The 16,193-nt window shown below is 73.7% G+C and carries 17 protein-coding genes; 11 read left to right on the top strand and 6 right to left on the bottom strand.

The window, feature by feature from the left end; all coding sequences use genetic code 11:
* Window positions 1-43: 43 nt before the first annotated feature.
* The 3 genes from ABZ801_RS33115 (at window position 44) to ABZ801_RS33125 (ending at window position 4,646) form a co-directional block, all read left to right on the top strand.
* Window positions 44-1,366, top strand: a complete 1,323-nt coding sequence (locus ABZ801_RS33115; RefSeq protein WP_344946181.1) for a hypothetical protein — start codon at window positions 44-46, stop codon at window positions 1,364-1,366.
* Complete coding sequence (locus ABZ801_RS33120; protein WP_360705478.1) at window positions 1,363-2,394, top strand: DUF6569 family protein; 1,032 nt, start codon at window positions 1,363-1,365, stop codon at window positions 2,392-2,394. Before ABZ801_RS33115 ends, ABZ801_RS33120 begins: the two co-directional genes overlap by 4 nt.
* A 416-nt stretch (window positions 2,395-2,810) precedes the next feature.
* Entirely contained in the window at window positions 2,811-4,646 is a 1,836-nt protein-coding gene (locus ABZ801_RS33125) for a glycoside hydrolase family 3 protein (RefSeq protein ID WP_360705481.1), read from the top strand.
* A 7-nt stretch (window positions 4,647-4,653) separates the two neighbouring features.
* On the opposite strand, the gene ABZ801_RS33130 is transcribed toward ABZ801_RS33125, so the two are convergent.
* Both ABZ801_RS33130 and ABZ801_RS33135 read right to left on the bottom strand, forming a co-directional pair.
* The gene (locus ABZ801_RS33130; RefSeq protein WP_360705484.1) at window positions 4,654-5,277 is read right to left on the bottom strand and encodes a YbaK/EbsC family protein; all 624 of its coding nucleotides are present in this window, start codon (window positions 5,275-5,277) and stop codon (window positions 4,654-4,656) included.
* 192 nt (window positions 5,278-5,469) lie between these two features.
* On the bottom strand, window positions 5,470-6,096 hold the full coding sequence (locus ABZ801_RS33135) for a helix-turn-helix domain-containing protein (RefSeq protein WP_360705487.1): 627 nt from the start codon (window positions 6,094-6,096) through the stop codon (window positions 5,470-5,472).
* A 49-nt stretch (window positions 6,097-6,145) separates the two neighbouring features.
* On the opposite strand from ABZ801_RS33135, the gene ABZ801_RS33140 reads away from it, so the two are divergent.
* The 6 genes from ABZ801_RS33140 to ABZ801_RS33165 all read left to right on the top strand — a co-directional run bounded on the left by ABZ801_RS33140 (window position 6,146) and on the right by ABZ801_RS33165 (window position 10,842).
* Window positions 6,146-7,099 (top strand): NADP-dependent oxidoreductase, encoded by a 954-nt coding sequence (locus tag ABZ801_RS33140; protein ID WP_360705490.1) that lies wholly within the window; start codon window positions 6,146-6,148, stop codon window positions 7,097-7,099.
* A 154-nt stretch (window positions 7,100-7,253) separates the two neighbouring features.
* The gene (locus tag ABZ801_RS33145; RefSeq protein WP_360705689.1) at window positions 7,254-8,492 is read left to right on the top strand and encodes a cytochrome P450; all 1,239 of its coding nucleotides are present in this window, start codon (window positions 7,254-7,256) and stop codon (window positions 8,490-8,492) included.
* A gap of 200 nt (window positions 8,493-8,692) precedes the next feature.
* Window positions 8,693-9,190, top strand: a complete 498-nt coding sequence (locus tag ABZ801_RS33150) for a CrcB family protein (protein ID WP_360705493.1) — start codon at window positions 8,693-8,695, stop codon at window positions 9,188-9,190.
* Complete coding sequence (locus ABZ801_RS33155; RefSeq protein ID WP_344946163.1) at window positions 9,187-9,531, top strand: DUF190 domain-containing protein; 345 nt, start codon at window positions 9,187-9,189, stop codon at window positions 9,529-9,531. Before ABZ801_RS33150 ends, ABZ801_RS33155 begins: the two co-directional genes overlap by 4 nt.
* Window positions 9,528-9,893, top strand: coding sequence for a CrcB family protein (locus ABZ801_RS33160; protein ID WP_360705496.1), 366 nt, complete (start codon window positions 9,528-9,530; stop codon window positions 9,891-9,893). The genes ABZ801_RS33155 and ABZ801_RS33160 overlap by 4 nt, the downstream gene beginning before the upstream one ends.
* 202 nt (window positions 9,894-10,095) lie before the next feature.
* Window positions 10,096-10,842 carry a hypothetical protein gene (locus ABZ801_RS33165; protein WP_360705499.1) on the top strand — a complete coding sequence of 249 codons (747 nt, stop codon included), beginning with the start codon at window positions 10,096-10,098 and terminating at the stop codon, window positions 10,840-10,842.
* A 46-nt stretch (window positions 10,843-10,888) separates the two neighbouring features.
* Here ABZ801_RS33165 and ABZ801_RS33170 read toward each other — a convergent pair whose 3' ends face one another.
* Window positions 10,889-11,638, bottom strand: coding sequence for an alpha/beta hydrolase (locus ABZ801_RS33170; protein WP_360705502.1), 750 nt, complete (start codon window positions 11,636-11,638; stop codon window positions 10,889-10,891).
* Between the two features lie 81 nt (window positions 11,639-11,719).
* Between ABZ801_RS33170 and ABZ801_RS33175 the strand changes: the two genes are divergently transcribed.
* Entirely contained in the window at window positions 11,720-12,673 is a 954-nt protein-coding gene (locus tag ABZ801_RS33175; protein ID WP_360705505.1) for a YafY family protein, read from the top strand.
* Between the two features lie 16 nt (window positions 12,674-12,689).
* Here ABZ801_RS33175 and ABZ801_RS33180 read toward each other — a convergent pair whose 3' ends face one another.
* On the bottom strand, window positions 12,690-13,556 hold the full coding sequence (locus ABZ801_RS33180; RefSeq protein WP_360705508.1) for an alpha/beta hydrolase: 867 nt from the start codon (window positions 13,554-13,556) through the stop codon (window positions 12,690-12,692).
* A gap of 105 nt (window positions 13,557-13,661) precedes the next feature.
* On the opposite strand from ABZ801_RS33180, the gene ABZ801_RS33185 reads away from it, so the two are divergent.
* A complete protein-coding gene (locus ABZ801_RS33185) occupies window positions 13,662-14,249 on the top strand; it encodes a TetR/AcrR family transcriptional regulator (protein WP_360705511.1) in 588 nt (195 codons plus the stop codon).
* An 18-nt stretch (window positions 14,250-14,267) separates the two neighbouring features.
* Here the strand turns inward: ABZ801_RS33185 and ABZ801_RS33190 are convergent, their stop codons facing one another.
* The gene (locus ABZ801_RS33190; RefSeq protein WP_360705514.1) at window positions 14,268-15,392 is read right to left on the bottom strand and encodes an AAA family ATPase; all 1,125 of its coding nucleotides are present in this window, start codon (window positions 15,390-15,392) and stop codon (window positions 14,268-14,270) included.
* Window positions 15,379-16,164 carry an RNA ligase family protein gene (locus ABZ801_RS33195; protein ID WP_360705517.1) on the bottom strand — a complete coding sequence of 262 codons (786 nt, stop codon included), beginning with the start codon at window positions 16,162-16,164 and terminating at the stop codon, window positions 15,379-15,381. Before ABZ801_RS33195 ends, ABZ801_RS33190 begins: the two co-directional genes overlap by 14 nt.
* Between the last annotated feature and the right edge of the window lie 29 nt (window positions 16,165-16,193).

Genomic DNA, 16,193 nt, shown 5'->3' on the forward strand with positions numbered 1-16,193 from the left:
GTGATCGCCCGCGTTCCTACACTCCGTGGGTGCGGAGGCAATCATGGACACCCCCACACTCCTCACCCACCTGGAGACGCACGCCGTCCCGCTCACGCTGCCCCGAGGCGGCACCCTGTGCTGGGACGACGCCGACCTGCACAGGGCCGCCTACACCGCCGACCCCGAGGGCTACGCGCTGCTCGCCCTGGCCCCCGGCGTGCGGCCCTGGCAGCGCGCCCGCGTCCTGCTGCAGGTGCTGGCCGCCTCCCAGGCCGGGCTCGACGACGCCACCCGCGCCACCCTGGCCCGCCTCGCCCGCGTCCTGACCCTGGCGCTGCCGCCCGCCCACGTCATCACCGTGCTGCTGGGCCTGCGCCGCCTGCGCGCCAACCACAAGCACACCACCCGCGCCGCGCTGCGGTTCGTCCTGGAGCACCCCGACGCCGACGCCCTCATCGCCGCGCGCCGCCCCGCCCTGCTGGACTCTTTCGAACACGCCCTGGGCAAGGCCACCGCACGCGGCTGCGCCCGCCGCATCGCCGACGGCGACACCGGCTCGGACTACCTGCAACGACGGCTGCTGCGGTTCCTGACCGCACCGCACCACGCCCTCCGGCGCGTCCCCGCGCTGTACGCGGCGGGCCCGCAGGAGGCCACCGCCCCACACGAACCCGTGCTCGCCGTCGAACGCGCACGCCGGTACCCCGGCACCGTCACCGCCACCAACCGCGGCGACATCGCCGCCACCCTCGTCCACCTGTACCGCGGCGGCCCCGCCGAGGAACTGTACGTGGCGCTCGGCCGCTACCTGGCCGCCGCCGTCGCCGCCTACCCCCGCTTCCCGGGCACCGTCGCGCTCGTGCTGGACGCCTCGGCGTCCATGCGCGGCTACGGCGAACGCCAATGGGCCCTGATGTCGCAGGCCGCCGCGCTGCGCATGGTGCTGTCGCAGGTCTGCGACCGGGTGGAGGTCGTGGAGGTCGGCGGCGACGAACGCGTCCCGCGCGGCGCCACCGACCTGGCCACCGGCGTGCTGGACGCGCTGGCCGCCGGCCCCGACCTGGTCGCCGTGGTGTCCGACGGCTACGAGAACGTCTTCCCCGGCGACCTGGCCCGCGTCGCGGCCACCCTGCCGCACGTCGGCGTCACCACCCCCGTGCTGTTCTGCCACGCCATGTTCACGCCCACCGACGACCTGACCCTGCGCCGTCCCGCCCCGGCGCTGCCGCAACGCGGGTTCTGGCACCAGGACGACTTCGACGAACTGCTGCCCTGGATGTTCGGGCACTGCGCCGCCGGCGAGCCGTGGCTGCGCACCGCCCTGCGCACCCGCCTGGACGCCCTGGACCGGCAGGCCGCACAGATCGGAGGGATCGCCGCATGACGATCCGCGACACACCCGGCGCGACGTCCGGCGCCGCCACCACCACGCTGGACACCCTCATGCCCGGCCCGCTCAGCCTGGCCGGGCACCGCCTGGGCACCCCGCAGCGCGCCGGGGCGCTGACCATGGTCCCCATCTCCGGGCCCGCCTACCCGGGCATCGTCCCGCCCCGCCGCGGCCTCAAACTCGCCCGCGTCGACGGCTACGGCCGCGTCGAGCTGCACAACGGCGCCGCCGACGGCGTGGCGATCGTCCCGCTGCACATCGGCTACATCCAGGACGCCGCGCAGAACCACGCGCTGTGCCGCTCGGCGTTCATCGCCGCCGGGCAGAGCCTGATGTTCGAGGACGCCGCCTGCGTCCAGGCGTCCCAGGGCGGCTACCTCACCGAACGCGACCAGTGGTTCTTCGTCCTGCCCGTCGAACTGCGCGCCCGCGCGCTGCAGCGGCGCGGCGTGCACGACTTCTCCAAGCTGTGGGACGACATCGCCGCCCTCAACCGCGGCTACGGGCTGCCGGCGCGCGGGCACCTGGAACAGATCCTGTCGCGCAAGCGTCCCGTGCTCACCCAGTTCCAGAGCCGCCTGGAACTGCAACCCGGGCAACTGGGCGCGCTGTTCTTCGTCGACGGACGGCTGGCCGGGCTGGAGCTGGCCCCCGACCCCGGTTACTTCGCCGACGTGTGGACCGCCCTGGTCTGCTTCGCCTACGGCGTCGCCGCCTGGCACGCCGAACAGCGGCACGCCGAGGCCGGGCCGCCTTCCGAGGCGCGGCCGTTTCCGGCCACCTGCCTGCCCGAGCTGCGCGCCGCGCTCGACCGCGACCGGGCCGCCCGCATCGCGCAGGTCGCCGGATGGCTGGCCGACGTCCCCACCGGCCCCGTCGAGCTCACCGAGGAGGAGCGTTACCTCGGCCTGCGGCTGTCCACGGTCACCGGCGCCCACCTGGCCGGGCAGGTCGTCACCGACGGGGACCGCGCCGTGTACGCCTCCCTGTTCGCCCCCTGGCCCGGCGACACCGCGCAGTGAGCCGGGCACGGGCCGAACCACGGCATGGGCGGCGGGGCCGCGGCGTGTGAGGCAGTGGCATAAACCGGTTGCCTCACGGGCCCGCGCCCACTTGAATGACGAGCGGGAACTGAGCCGGGCGCACCAGACGGACCCCAGATTCCAAGTCTGGCACCAACCGTCTGAGAAACGGTCACAACTCTGGTGGACGCGCCGGCCGCCCGTCCCGCCTTCTCACCCCCGCTCCGCGCGCTCCCTCGGGCGCCGGGCGACGGCGCGCGACGGCGGCGCGGTGACACGGCGAACGCGACCGGCGAGCGGGCGACGTCGTGGACGTCTGCCGTTGACGGGCCCCGCGCGGATGTCTAGCGTGCCGGGGGAACACACATGATCATGGTCGTCCGGGGGCGGCGACGATGCCATCGCAGGGAGCCGTCATGCACCGTCGCCGACGCCTGTCCCTCCTGGCCGCCACCACCCTGGCCGCCACGCTGGTGACTCCGGTCACCGACGCCCTCGCCGCCCCGGGCAAGGACCCGCGGCTGACGCGGATCATCAAGGCGATGACCCTGGAGGAGAAGGCCGCCCAGCTGTTCGTGCTGCAGGTGTACGGCAAGAGCGCCGACACCACCGACCCCGCGGACGTGGCCCGCAACCGCCGCCTGTACGGCGTCGACAACGCCGCCCAGGTCATCGCCCGCTACAAACCCGGCGGCATCATCTACTACGGCGCCGACCCCGCCAACGTCGACAACCCCCGCCAGCTGGCCGCCTTCTCCAACGGCATCCAGCGCGCCGCCCTGGCCCAGCGCGTCCCCGTCCCCGCGCTGATCTCCATCGACCAGGAGGGCGGCATCGTCGCCCGCGTGCAGCCGCCCGCCACCCAGTCGCCGGGCGCCATGGCGCTGGCCGCCGGACGCCGTCCCGCCGACGCCCGCGCGCTGGCCGCCGTCACCGCGCGGGAGCTGCGCGCCATCGGCGTCAACGCCGACTACGCCCCCGTCGCCGACGTCAACGTCAACCCCGCCAACCCCGTCATCGGGGTGCGGTCGTTCGGCTCCGACCCGGCACTGGTGTCGCGCATGGTCACCGCGCAGGTCGACGGGTACAGCGCCGGCGGCGTGGCGCCCACCGTCAAGCACTTCCCCGGCCACGGAGACACCCGCACCGACAGCCACACCGGCGTGCCGCGCATCGAGCACACCCGCGAGCAGTGGGAGCGCCTGGACCTGCCGCCGTTCCGCGCGGCCATCGCACGCGGCGTCGACGCCATCATGACCGGGCACCTGGTCGTGCCCGCGCTCGACCCGTCCGGCGACCCGGCCACCCTGTCGCGGCCCATCCTCACCGGCATCCTGCGCCAGCGCCTCGGCTACCGCGGCGTCGTCGTCACCGACGCCCTGGACATGCAGGGCGTGCGCGACAAGTACGGCGACGACCGCGTCCCCGTGCTGGCGCTCAAGGCCGGCGCCGACATGCTGCTCAAACCACCCGCCGACACCGCCGGGACCGGGCAGTTCCCCACCCAGCTGCGCGCCGTGGTCGAGGCCGTCAACAGGGGCGAGCTGACCGAACGCCGCCTCGACGAGTCCGTCTACCGCGTCCTGGAACTCAAGCGCAAGCGCGGCCTGTTCCGCGACCCGTTCGCCGACGAGTCCAAGGTCGACCGGGTCGTCGGCGCGGCCGCGCACCTGGCCGCCGCCCAGCGCGCCACCGACCGCACCACCACGCTGGTCAAGAACGACGCCGGGCTGCTGCCGCTGCGCCCCGGCGCCCGCAACGTGCTGGTCGCCGGATGGGGCGCCGCCACGACCCGCACCCTCGGCGAGGAGCTGGCCCGCCGCGGCGCCGCCGCCACCGTGCGCGAGACCGGGCTGAGCCCCACCCAGCAGCGCATCGACGAGACCGTCGCCGCGGCACGCGACGCCGACCTGGTCGTCGCCGTCACCAACCGCGCGTGGGACGTCAAGCCGTCCACGCCCACCGAACCCCACAACGGCCCCGGGCAGGCGAACCTGGTCAAGGCGCTGGTCGCCACCGGCAAACCGGTCGTGGTCATCGCCGTGCGCGACCCGTACGACATCGCCTACTTCACCGAGGCGCCGACCTACCTGGCCACCTACTCCTACACCGCCGAGGCGCTGCGGTCGGCGGCCAAGGTGCTGTTCGGCGAGCTGGCGCCGTCGGGCAGGCTGCCGGTGACGATCCCGGTGGCCGGCGACTCCGGCCAGACCCTCTACCCGTTCGGCCACGGCCTCGGCTACACCCGCTGACCGCCCCCTAACCGCCCGCCGACGCACCGCCTGCCGAGCCGTCCGCCGAGCCGTCCGCCGACGTGCCGGTGGAGGCGTCGGCGGGCGGTTCGGCGATCGCGGCCGGCCGCGGCCGCGCCAGCCGCCGGTAGTCGGCGGTGTCCAGCGCCATCGACCGGTCCAGCCGCGCGGCGTTGAAGAAGATCTCCGCGTGCTCCAGCAGCGCCGGGTCCACGACCAGCTCCAGGTCGGGATGGAAGGAGAACGGCAGGATCGTCCCGCTCACGCTGCCCGCCAGCCGCTCGGCGACCTCGGTGGCCGCGAACCCCGCGTAGCCGCCGCCCAGCAGCCGCTTGACCGCGCCCAGGTCCACGCGCCGGTCCCCGGGCACCACCGCCAGCACGTAGCGCCGCGTCTTCTTGTCCAGCTTCACCATCACCACGATGCACTTGGCCGCCTGCGCCGGATCGTTGCCGCGCATCGCGCTGACCAGATCGGTGCGGCCCTCGGGAGCGTGGTCGATGAGCCGGTAGCGGGCGCCGCCCCCCTCCAGCAGGCCGATCAGCCGGTCATAGGCCGAACCGCCGCCGCCGCCGTCGCCGCCGCCGTCGGACGCGGTGGCCCCGCGGTCGTCTGTACGCAGGTCGGACACGTTCCCCCCAGGGCATTTAGGGACTTGGCTAAGTACATGAATACACCGCCGAGCCCTCCGGCGAAGCCGAAATCCGATCACCGTCCACCGCATCCACGACCCAGCCGTGCCGGCCCTGCGGAAGGGAGACCGGTCACCGCAGGTCGGTCGGCTGGAGGCTGGTCGCCGTCGTCGGTGGGCCGTCCGCATGCCTCATGGGCGCATGGGGAGAGGTAGCCGGACCGCCGGGGGAAGGGGCGCGGGGACCGGGTCCGCCCGGAAGGACTGGATCATCAGGGCCGCGAAGCGGCGCGAAGCCGCGACCCTCGTCTCCCGTGACGCGGCCCGGAGGCCCTCGTTCGCCATCAGTGCCAGCACGATGTCCTCCACCCCGACGTCCGTCCGCAGCCCGCCCGCGTCTTTGGCGCGCTGGACGAGTTCGGCCAGGCCGCGCAGCGCGCGGTCGCGGCTCTGGGCGAAGTGGAACACCTGGGGATACTGCGAGGCGAGAGCGCGGGCAAGGCTCCGGTCGAGGGCGTGCGCCGCCATCAACCCCTCGATCACCTGGCAGAACCCCTGCCAGGGGTCGGCGGCCGCCAAGCCCTCCTCGACGACCGCGACGCACGTGGCCATCTGCTCGGCGAAAGCCGCCGTGAGCAGCGCCTCCTTGGTCGGGAAGCGTCGATAGACGGTGGCCACGCCGACCTGCGCGCGCCGGGCGATCTCCCGCATCGGCACGTCGAGGCCCTCGGCGGCGAAGGCGGCGCGGGCCACGTCCAGGATCCGTTCCCGATTGTCCCGGGCGTCCGAGCGCAGTTTCTGAACCACTTGGGCCGTCACCGCTCTCACTTTAGGGAGACGGACAGGGCGCTCCGTTACGGTCCGGCACATGAGAGCTGCCCAATTCTCGCAATACGGTCCACCCGGTGTCATGCACGTCGCCGAGGTCGAAGAGCCGCACGCCGGACCAGGCGAGATCCGCATCACCGTCCGGGCCTCGGGACTTTCGACCGGGGAGACCCTGATCCGCTCGGGGGCGCTGCGCGACGTGGTGCCCGTGACGCTGCCGCACCGGACCGGGATGGAGGCAGCGGGCGTGGTGGACGAGGTCGGCGACGGCGTCACGGGCGTCGGCGTCGGCGACGAGGTGTTCGGCATGACCGACCCGTCCGCGCGCGGCGCCAATGCCGACTACGCGGTCCTGGTGGCCTGGGCGCCGAGACCGGCCGCGTGGAGCTGGGAGGAGGCGGGCGGCGCCGCAGGCGGTGTCGAGACGGCCACCCGGGTCCTGGACCGGCTCGGGGTCGGCGCCGGCCACACCGTGCTGGTCCAGGGGGCGGCCGGTGGGGTGGGCACGATCGCCGTCCAGCTCGCGGTCGCCCGCGGTGCCGCCGTCATCGGTACGGCGAGCGAGCACAACCACGACTTCCTGCGTTCCCTCGGTGCCGTGCCGACGACGTACGGTCCGGGGCTGGCCGGCCGGGTCCGCGGGCTGGCAGCGAACGGGGTGGACGCGGTGTTCGACTGCGCCGGAGGGGCGCTGCCCGACCTGATCGAAATCGTCGGGGACGCGGCGCGCGTGGTGACGATCGCCGCCGACCTCACCGCCGCGGCCCACGGTGTGCACCTGTCGCACGGCGCGCCGGCCGACCGGACGGGCACGGCCTTGGGAGCCGGCGCCGACCCGCTGGCAGTGCACGGCCTCGCGACGGCGGTGGCCCTCGCCGACGCGGGCCGGTTGCGGGTACCGGTCGCGGCGGCGTTCCCCCTCGACGAGATCGCAGCCGCACACGAACTGAGCGAGACCCGCCACGCCCGCGGCAAGATCGTGCTCGTGCACTGAGGCGGCATCGATGTCTATCGGGTCACACCGGACATTCGAGGCATTGACGTAAATGATCGCTTACTCGAGCATGGGGGCAGCGACGAGGGAAGGTGACGCGGCGGTGACCACCGAGCGGACCGGTCCGGCGTTCGACGCCATCAATCTGAGCGACATGGGGTTCTGGGCCCGTGCACCGCGCGAGCGGGCCGCGGCGTTCGCGGTGCTGCGCGCCCAGCCCGGGCCGGTGCGCTATCCCGACCCGCCCGTCCCGTTCACCCGGCGCGGCGACGGCTTCTGGGCGCTGGTGCGGCACGCCGACGTCACCGAGGCCAGCCGCAATCCGCAGGTCTTCAGCAGCGAGCCCAACGCCACCAGCGTCATCGACTCGCCGAGCTGGCTGAACCGCTACGTCGACTCCATGATCAACATGGACGATCCGCGGCACGCCAAGATCCGCCGCATCGTGTCCCGCGCGTTCACCCCGCGGATGCTGGCCAAGACCGACGACGACGTGCGGCGCCGCGCCGCCCGCATCGTCGACGACCTGATCGCCTCCGGCCCCGGCGACTTCGTCGCCAAGGTCGCCGTGCGGCTGCCGGTCGAGGTCATCTGCGACATGCTCGGCATCCCCGACCACTACCAGCCGCGCGTCGTCCGGCTCACCAACATCGTGCTGGGCAACACCGACCCCGAGTACACCGGCATCACGCCCGAGATGGGACGCCTGCGCACCGGCCTCGGCCTGGCCAAGGTCGCCTGGGCCGCCCGCGAGCTGCACCGCCTGGCCGCCCGCCTCGGCCGCGAACGCGTCGCCGCGCCGACCGGCGACCTGACCTCCGCGCTGGTGAACGCAAACGTCGACGGCGAGCGGCTGTCGGCCCGCGAGTTCGGCACGTTCTTCCTGCTGCTGGTGGTGGCGGGCAACGAGACCACGCGCAACGCCATCGCCCACGGGCTCAAGCTGCTCACCGACCATCCCGACCAGCGCGACCTGCTGCTGGACGACTTCGACGCGCGGATCGCCGGCGCCGTGGACGAGATCGTCCGCTACAGCACCCCGGTCATCTGCTTCCGCCGCAACCTCACCCGCGACCACGAGCTGAACGGCCATGCCCTCGCCAAGGGCGACAAGGTCATGCTGTTCTACAACTCCGCCAACCGCGACGAGGCCGTCTTCCCCGACCCCGACCGGTTCGACATCACCCGCTCGCCCAACCCGCACGTCGGGTTCGGCGGTCCCGGACCGCACTACTGCCTGGGCGCCAACCTGGCCCGCCGCGAGATCACGGTGATGTTCCAGGAACTGTTCACCCGGCTGCCCGACATCCGCGCCGACGGCGAGCCCGACCTGCTGCTGTCCAGCTTCATCAACGGCATCAAACGCCTGCCCTGCACGTTCACCGCCCCCTGACCCGGGGCCGGTCGTCCAACCGGGCCGTGGTCCAGCCGGGACCGGCCGGTCGCTATGCTGGGGCGAGCCCCGAGGGCGACCCTCGGGGGAGCGGTGGTGGGGCCCACCGCCCCCGCCCACGTGCGGGGCAACCGCGTCCTTGTGAACAGGGACGCCAACGGTCCCTACCGATGACGTCGTCATACCGGTAGGAGATCCGCATGCCCGACGCCCGGACCGCCGCGCAGGTCGACCTGCACGCCGACCGGCCTCCCGCCCGGCGCCGCGTGCCGTGGGCGACGCTCGCGGTCATCTCCACCGGCGGGATGGCGGGCGCGCTCGCCCGCCACGGCGTCGCCGTGGCCTTCCCCCACGCGCCCGGCGGCTTCGCCTGGGCGACCTTCGGCGTCAACACCGCCGGGTGCCTGCTGATCGGGGTGCTCATGGTCGCCATCACCGAGATCCGGGAGGCGCACCGGCTGGTCCGGCCGTTCCTGGGCGTGGGCGTGCTCGGCGGATTCACCACCTTCTCCACCTACGTCGTCGACGCCCAGCAGGCCCTGCAGGCCGGCGCGCCCAGGACCGCGCTGATCTACCTGGCCGCCACCCCCACAGCCGCGCTGGCCGCGGTGTTCACCGGGGTGCACCTGACGCGCGCCCTGGCCCGCGCGGTCGCGCGCCGCCGCGAGGACCGCCCGCGCACGGAAGGACGACCATGAAGCTGGAAGGCTCCGCGCTCCGCCTGACGATCTTCGTGGGGGAGAGCGACACCTGGCACCACCGGCCGCTCTACCACGAGATCGTGCACCGCGCCCACGCCGCCGGGCTCGCGGGGGCCAGCGTGCTGCGTGGAATCGAGGGCTACGGGGCGTCCAGCCGCATCCACACCTCCCGCATCCTGTCGCTGTCGGAGGACCTCCCCCTGGCGATCATCATCGTGGACGCCGAGGACAGGATCCGCGCGTTCCTGCCCCAGCTGGACGAGCTGGTCGCCGAGGGCCTGGTCATCATCGACCCCGTCGAGGTGATCCGCTACGCCGGCCGCGGGGACGAGCGGTGAGCGTCCCGGCCGTGCTGCTGGTCGCGCTGGGCGCGGCGGTGGGCGCGCCGCTGCGGTACCTGGCCGACCGCTTCGTGCAGGCCCGCCACGACGGCGTCTTCCCCTGGGGCACCTTCACCGTCAACATCACCGGGTCGGCGCTGCTGGGCTTCCTGGCCGCCCTGCCCGCCGGGCACGGGACGATGGCCCTGGCCGGCACCGGCCTGTGCGGAGCGCTCACCACCTACTCCACCCTCGGCTACGAGACGCTGCGCCTGGCCGAGGACGGCGCCCGCACCTACGCGGTGCTCAACGCCGCCGCCTCGATCGCGGCCGGACTGGGCGCCGCCTACTGCGGGATGGCGGTCGCCCAAGCCGTGTGACCGCGCCCGTCGCGGCGGCGGAGTACGCGCAGGCCCCCGGCGTACGCGGATTCGCGTAGTGCGGATGTAGCCCCACGGACGACGCCCGCGCAGGAACCGGACACCACCATGAACGGGTCAGCGCCCGGCGCCCCGAAGGAACGGTCCGATGCCTGCTCCGACGACGAGTCCAGCCCACCCGCCACGACCGAGACTGCACGTGGTGGCAGCGCCGTTCCGGCGACGCGCCGAACGCGCCGGTGTGGCGGTGGGCGCCGCGCTCATCGCCTCGGGCCTGTTCCACCTGGTCGTCTTCGCGGTGGACGGCGGACCGTGGGACGGGCCGGTGTCCTGGCGCAAGCCGGTCACCTTCGGGCTGTCGTTCGGCCTGACACTGATCACGGTGACCTGGGTCGCCACCCACCTGCCGCTGGGCGAACGCGCCCGCGCCGTGCTGCTGGGCGTGCTGACGGCCGACTGCGTCGTCGAGGTCGGCGGGATCACCCTGCAGGCCTGGCGTGGCGTGCCGTCCCACCTCAACCGGGAGACGCCGTTCGACTCGGCGGTGTCGACGGTGCTGGCGGCCGGAGGCGGCGTGCTCATCGTGGTGCTGACCGCCATGGCCGTCGCCGCCCTGCGGCCCAACCCGCGCGTCACCCCCAGCATGCTGCTGGCGGTGCGCGCCGGGTTCGCGACGCTGATGGCCGGGCTCGCCACCGGCGCCGCCATGATCGCCCGCGGGGTGATCGAGGCGTCGGCGGGCCACCAGCAGGAGGCCTACCGGGTGGCCGGCTTCCTCAAGCCCGTCCACGCCGTCAGCCTGCACGGCGTGCTGGTCCTGCCCGCCCTGGCCGCCGTGCTGTCCCTGACCGGCTGGGACGAGGCGCGCCGCACACGCGCGGTCGCGGCCGCGTCGGCCGCCTACGCCCTCGCGATCGCCGCGGCCCTGGCCTACTCCCTGCTGCGCTGACCCCGGCAGGCCACAGGCCGCCGGGGATCCGGCCGTCGACGTCACATCACGCCGCCGCCGACGGTCGAAGCTCGTCCAGCAGGGCCGCCAGGTCGGCGGGGCGGGAGAACATGGGCCAGTGGCCGGTCGGCAGGGAGTGGAAGGTCCACTCCGGCCCCGCCAGCATCGCGAACGCCGGGTTGCCGGCGGCCACCAGGTGCCGCACCGTGTCCAGCGGGAACGTGCAGGCGATCAACGCCTTGGGCGTCGGCGGGACCGTCGCCGGGCGCACCAGCGGCTGGGTGGCGGTGCGGAACGGTTGCGGTGTCGCGCGGCGGCGCATCCGCGCCAGGTGCTCTTCGGACAGGCCCTCCAGGCTCTGCGGGTCCTCGGCCGGGTCGAACGCGGGCACCGGGATGCGCCAGCCGTCGCCCTCGTCGGCGACCTGCTTCTCGATCGCGGCCTGCTGCTCGGGCTCGTTGAAGTCCTGCTGCGCCCAGCCCGACGGCAGCGGGGCGCTGTCGACGTACACCACGCGCGCCAGGCGCTCGGGCGCACGGTCGGCGGCGCCGGTCACCGGCATGGTCGCCCCGCTGTGCGCGACCAGCACCACGTCGCGGCGGCCGTCGAGCACGGTCAGCACGTCGTCGACGTGGGTGTCGAGGTCGACCTCCGGTGTCGCCTCGTCCGCGCGTTCGGCCAGGCCGGTGAGCGTCACCGTGATCGCCTCGTGCCCGGCGGCGCGCAGGTCGCGCGCCACCTCCTCCCACGCCCACGCGCCCAGCCAGTAGCCCGGCACCAACACGAACGTCGCCATGGTCAAGCCCTCCCTGTTGTCTGGAGTCTCAACCGTAGAATCAAATCCGGTCAGACCACGTCCGGATTAATCGGGTGCCTTATGTCACATCCCACGACCCGCATGCTGGCCATGCTGGAGCTGCTGCAGGCCAACCACCGCATGGGCGGCGCCGAACTGGCGCGCCGGCTCGGCGTGGACGAACGCACCGTCCGGCGCTACGCCACCCGCCTGGAGGAGCTGGGCGTGCCCGTCGTGGCCGAACGGGGACGCTACGGCGGCTACCGGCTGATGCCCGGATACAAGCTGCCGCCGCTGATGCTGAACGACGACGAGGCCACCGCCGTCGTCCTGGGCCTGCTGGCCGGACGACGCGTCGGCCTCCCCGGCCAGGCCACTGAAAGCGCCCTGGCCAAGGTGCAGCGCGTCCTGCCCGCCGCGCTGCGCGAACGCGTGCAAGCCCTGCAGGACACCCTGGACTTCACCCTCGCGCCCCGCGACGCGGCCGCGCCCGCCACCGCGGCCCTGCTCACCCTCGCCGGTGCCGCACGCGCGCGACGCCGCGTCCTGCTGCGCTACCGCTCCTGGCAGGGCACCGAGAGCGAACGTCAGCTCGACCCGTACGGGCTGGTGTTCCACTCGGGACGCTGGTACGTCACCGGGCACGACCACCGCAGCGGCGAAACGCGCACCTTCCGCGTCGACCGGGTGCTGTCGGCCGAGCCCGGCACCGACACCTACGACGTCCCCGACGACCTGGACCCCGTGCAGCACGTCACCCGGTCCCTGGCGCGCGTGCCCTACGCCCACCAGGTCGACGTCGTGCTGGACACCACGCTGGAGGAGGCGCGGCGCCGCGTCCCCGCCTCCACCGCCACGCTGTCGCGCGTGGACGGCGGCGTCCTGATGACCACCCGCGCCGACGACCTGGACGGCATGGCGCGCATGCTGGCCGGGCTGGGCTGGCCGTTCGTCATCCGCCGCCCCGCCGAGCTGCGCGACGCGGTACGCCGTCTCGCCGACACCCTCCGCGCCCACGCCGACAGAACCGGATGACCCGGGCGCGCGGACTCTAGGCGGGGTGGGCGTCCCAGTGGCGCCGCAGGTGGGGGACGAGGTCGCCGGGACGTTCGTCGGGGAAGAACAGCTTGCCGCCGGGCACCTCGACGACCTCGGTGACACCGGGGATGGTGTCACGCAGCCAGTACGCCCACTTGACGTCGAAGAACTGGTCGCCGGTGCCCCAGACCACCAGCGTGGGAGCCCGCAGCTCGCGCAGCGCGGGCTCGGCGGCCACCAGGTCGTCCGGCTTCAGCTCGGTCAGCAGGCGCTCGAACGCCCGCGCGGTCTCCGCCGTGCCGAGCACCGGCTCGGCGTAGTACCGCAGGACTTCGTCGCCGATCCGGTCGGGGTGCTCGTAACCGGCGCCGATGGCGCCGGCGCGCAGCAGCCCCGGGTCGGACGCGAGGCGGGGGCCGGTCTGTGCGATCACTCCGGCCTCGGCCAGTTCGACGGTGGGCTTGAACGCCTCCGGCGGGATGTTGTCGTGGGTGTCGCAGTTGGTGAGCGTGAAGGTGCGCAGCCGGCCCGGGTGCCGTGCGGCGAAGATCTGCGCGATCGCGCCGCCGGTGTCGTTGGCGACCAGGTCGACGCTGGTCAGGTCGAGCGCGTCGCAGAACGCCGCCACCACGTCGGCGAGCGCGCCCAGGGAGAAGTCCTGGCCGGGTGCGGCGGGAGAGCGGCCGTGCAGGGGCAGGTCGAGGGCGATGCAGCGCCGCATGTCGGCGACGGCGCCGATGACACCGCGCCACAGCGCGGCGTTGGTACCGACGCCGTGCACGAACAACGCGACCGGCCCCTGCCCGACGTCGACGTAGGACAGGGGGCCGTGGGACGTGGTGACACTGGCGCGATGGGCGTCGAGTTCGGCGAGTTCCACTGGTGCCTCCGCTAGGCTGACCGGAAATAACCGACCGACGGTCGGTTCGGGAGAACGCGCCACACATTACAGACCGACAGTCGGTCTGTCTATGGACGGAGGACCGTGAACAAGAAGGCCGACAGGGGCCGGGCCACCCGCGACCGGCTGCTGGACATCGCGCTGCGGCTGTTCGCCGAGCACGGCTACGAGGGCACCTCGATCGAGGCCGTGCTCGCCGAGACGCAGGTCAGCAGGGGTGCGCTCTACCACCACTTCCCGGGCAAGGACGCGCTGTTCGCGGCCGTCCTGGAACGCGTGGAGACCGGCGTCGGCACCGAGGTCTCCCGGGCCGCGGCCGGCGCCCCCGACGCCGTCGCCGCGCTGCGCGCCGGATGCCTGGCCTGGGTACGGCTCGCCGGCGACCCGGTCGTGCGCCGCATCGTGCTGCTGGACGCGCCCGCCGTGCTGGGCTGGCACCGCTGGCGCGAGATCGAGGCGCGCCACGGCTTCGGCATGCTCAAGGCGGCGCTGGGCAACGTCGCCGCCGAGGGACGCCTGCCCGCCGAGCGCGTCGAGGTGTTCGCGCACATGCTGCTGGCCGCCATGAACGAGGTCGCCCTGCTCATCGCCGTCAGGGACGGCGACGCGGCCGCCATCGCCGACGGCCAGGCCGCCGTCGGGGAACTGCTCGACCGCCTGCTCGCCGCCTAGGTTCCCGTGAACCCGCCCCTACGCCGTCGACAGCCAGCGCACCCGGTGGGCCTCGGTGGGGTCGGGCGTCTCCCACCGGTCCACCAGCCGGGAGATCACCGCGTCGGGAACCGGGGCGGGACGGCCCCGGTTGCGTGCGCGCAGCACGTCCGGCGGCGCCTCGAGCGCCACCAGCTCGATCCGGCCCCCGTACCCCGCGATCAGGCCGGTGCACTGCTCGCGCAGCATGCGCGAGACGTTGGTGGCGTTCCACACGAACGACCGGCCCGCACGCAGATGCTCGCGGGCCTGCTCCTGCGCCGCGGCCACCACCCGGCGCTGGTCGCCGGCCGGGTCAACGCCCAGCTCCGCGCGCAGCCGGTCCAGGCTCACCACCGGCCGGCCGGGACGGTGCCGGTCGATCCAGTGGTCCTTGCCGACCCCGGGCAGGCCCGACAGCACCGTGACGTCCACGCGCGTGTCGTCGTAGGCGGCGTAGTCGGGGTCGCGGCCGGGCTTGCGGAAATACCAGAACCGGGCGTGGTCGGACGGGAACCGGCGCGGCCGGTCCAGGCAGCGCTGCTCGGCGCAGTACTCCTCGTACAGGGCGATGTTGTCCAGCACCTCCCGGGTGTCGCCGCAGACGCGGCCGAGGATGTCGGCGGTGGCCAGCAGCACCAGGTCGTCGTTGCGCGCCACCAGGCTCGCCCGGAAGGCGATCGGCTGCAGGTCAGGGCGCTCCAACGCCCAGAACGGCACCTGGTGGTGACGCACCAGCGCCGCCACGTGCTCGCGCCAGGCGATCGGCGCGCCCAGCTCCCACAGGATCCGCCGCACCATCAGGTCGCCGCGCCGCGAATGCCCGTGCGCGGTGATGCGGCCGTCGGCGTCGATCTGCGTGCAGTGCGGCTTGGCCACGTCGTGCAGCAGCACGGCCGCGAACAGCCGGACCCGCTCGCCGGCCGGGCGGGCGCGCCATCCGGGCAGCTCGGCCAGCGCCTCGCACGCCATCCGCGTGTGCGTCTCGACGTCGCCCTCGCCGTGGTGGACCGCGTCCTGCGGGACGCCCGCCATGCGGCGCACCCAGTCGAACGCCTCACGGATCTCCGGCCACGGCACCGTCCAGTGCGGCGGCGCCGGGCACAGCTCCTCAAAGACCCGCATACATCACCTCCGGGTCGGCCAGGCCGTTGGCGACGATCGGACGGTCCTGCCAGTGCGAGCCGGAGTCCAGGATGGTCGTCAGGAAACTGGGCCGCACCCACTTGTAGCGGCCCACGGTACGGCCGTCCTCCTCCACCTTGATGTAGAGGCCCTCCATGTGCTCGGAACCGTCGGTCTCGGACGCGACCCGCCCGGGGTCCGCGCCGCCCGCCAGCGCGGCCTCACGCAGGGCGTCCTTCCAGCGCGGCGTACGGCACGTGGACGGCCCCAGCAACGCCGTCAGCTCCGAAACCCGCTGCAACGGCCCGGTGTGCAGGACGGGCACCGACACGACAGGCGTGCCCTCGAGCAGTTCGCGGCGGCGTCGCGTGGACAGGAACGTCCCGTCCTCCTGGTCGAGCACGTCGAACTCGCAGAAATAGTGGGGGAGCGCGTCATAGAACATGGTGTGCTTGGCGTACAGCCACTCCCCGTACAGCACGTAACGGTCGCGCAGGCGCGGCCACAGCACCTGCTGCATCGACGACGCCCACGCCTTGAGCGGCCCGAACTGCCGTTCCCGCGGCCCGCCGGTCAGGAAATGCCCCCGGCTCTGCAACCGCAGCTCCCCGTCGGGACCGAAGCTGATGCCCGCGTTCGCCCCGTCCAGCTTCTCCTCCACCACCAGGTACCGCCCGGCGATCTCCCGGAACGGCACGGCGGCCACGTCGTGGTCGCCGGGCTGCAGCCGGGACCCCTCGATATGAGGAGTACGGGGATATTTGCGGATCATGCCGACCGTTCTAACCGACCCAGCGACGG

The sequence above is a fragment of the Actinomadura sp. NPDC047616 genome (assembly GCF_040642915.1).
Taxonomy (GTDB): domain Bacteria; phylum Actinomycetota; class Actinomycetes; order Streptosporangiales; family Streptosporangiaceae; genus Spirillospora; species Spirillospora miaoliensis.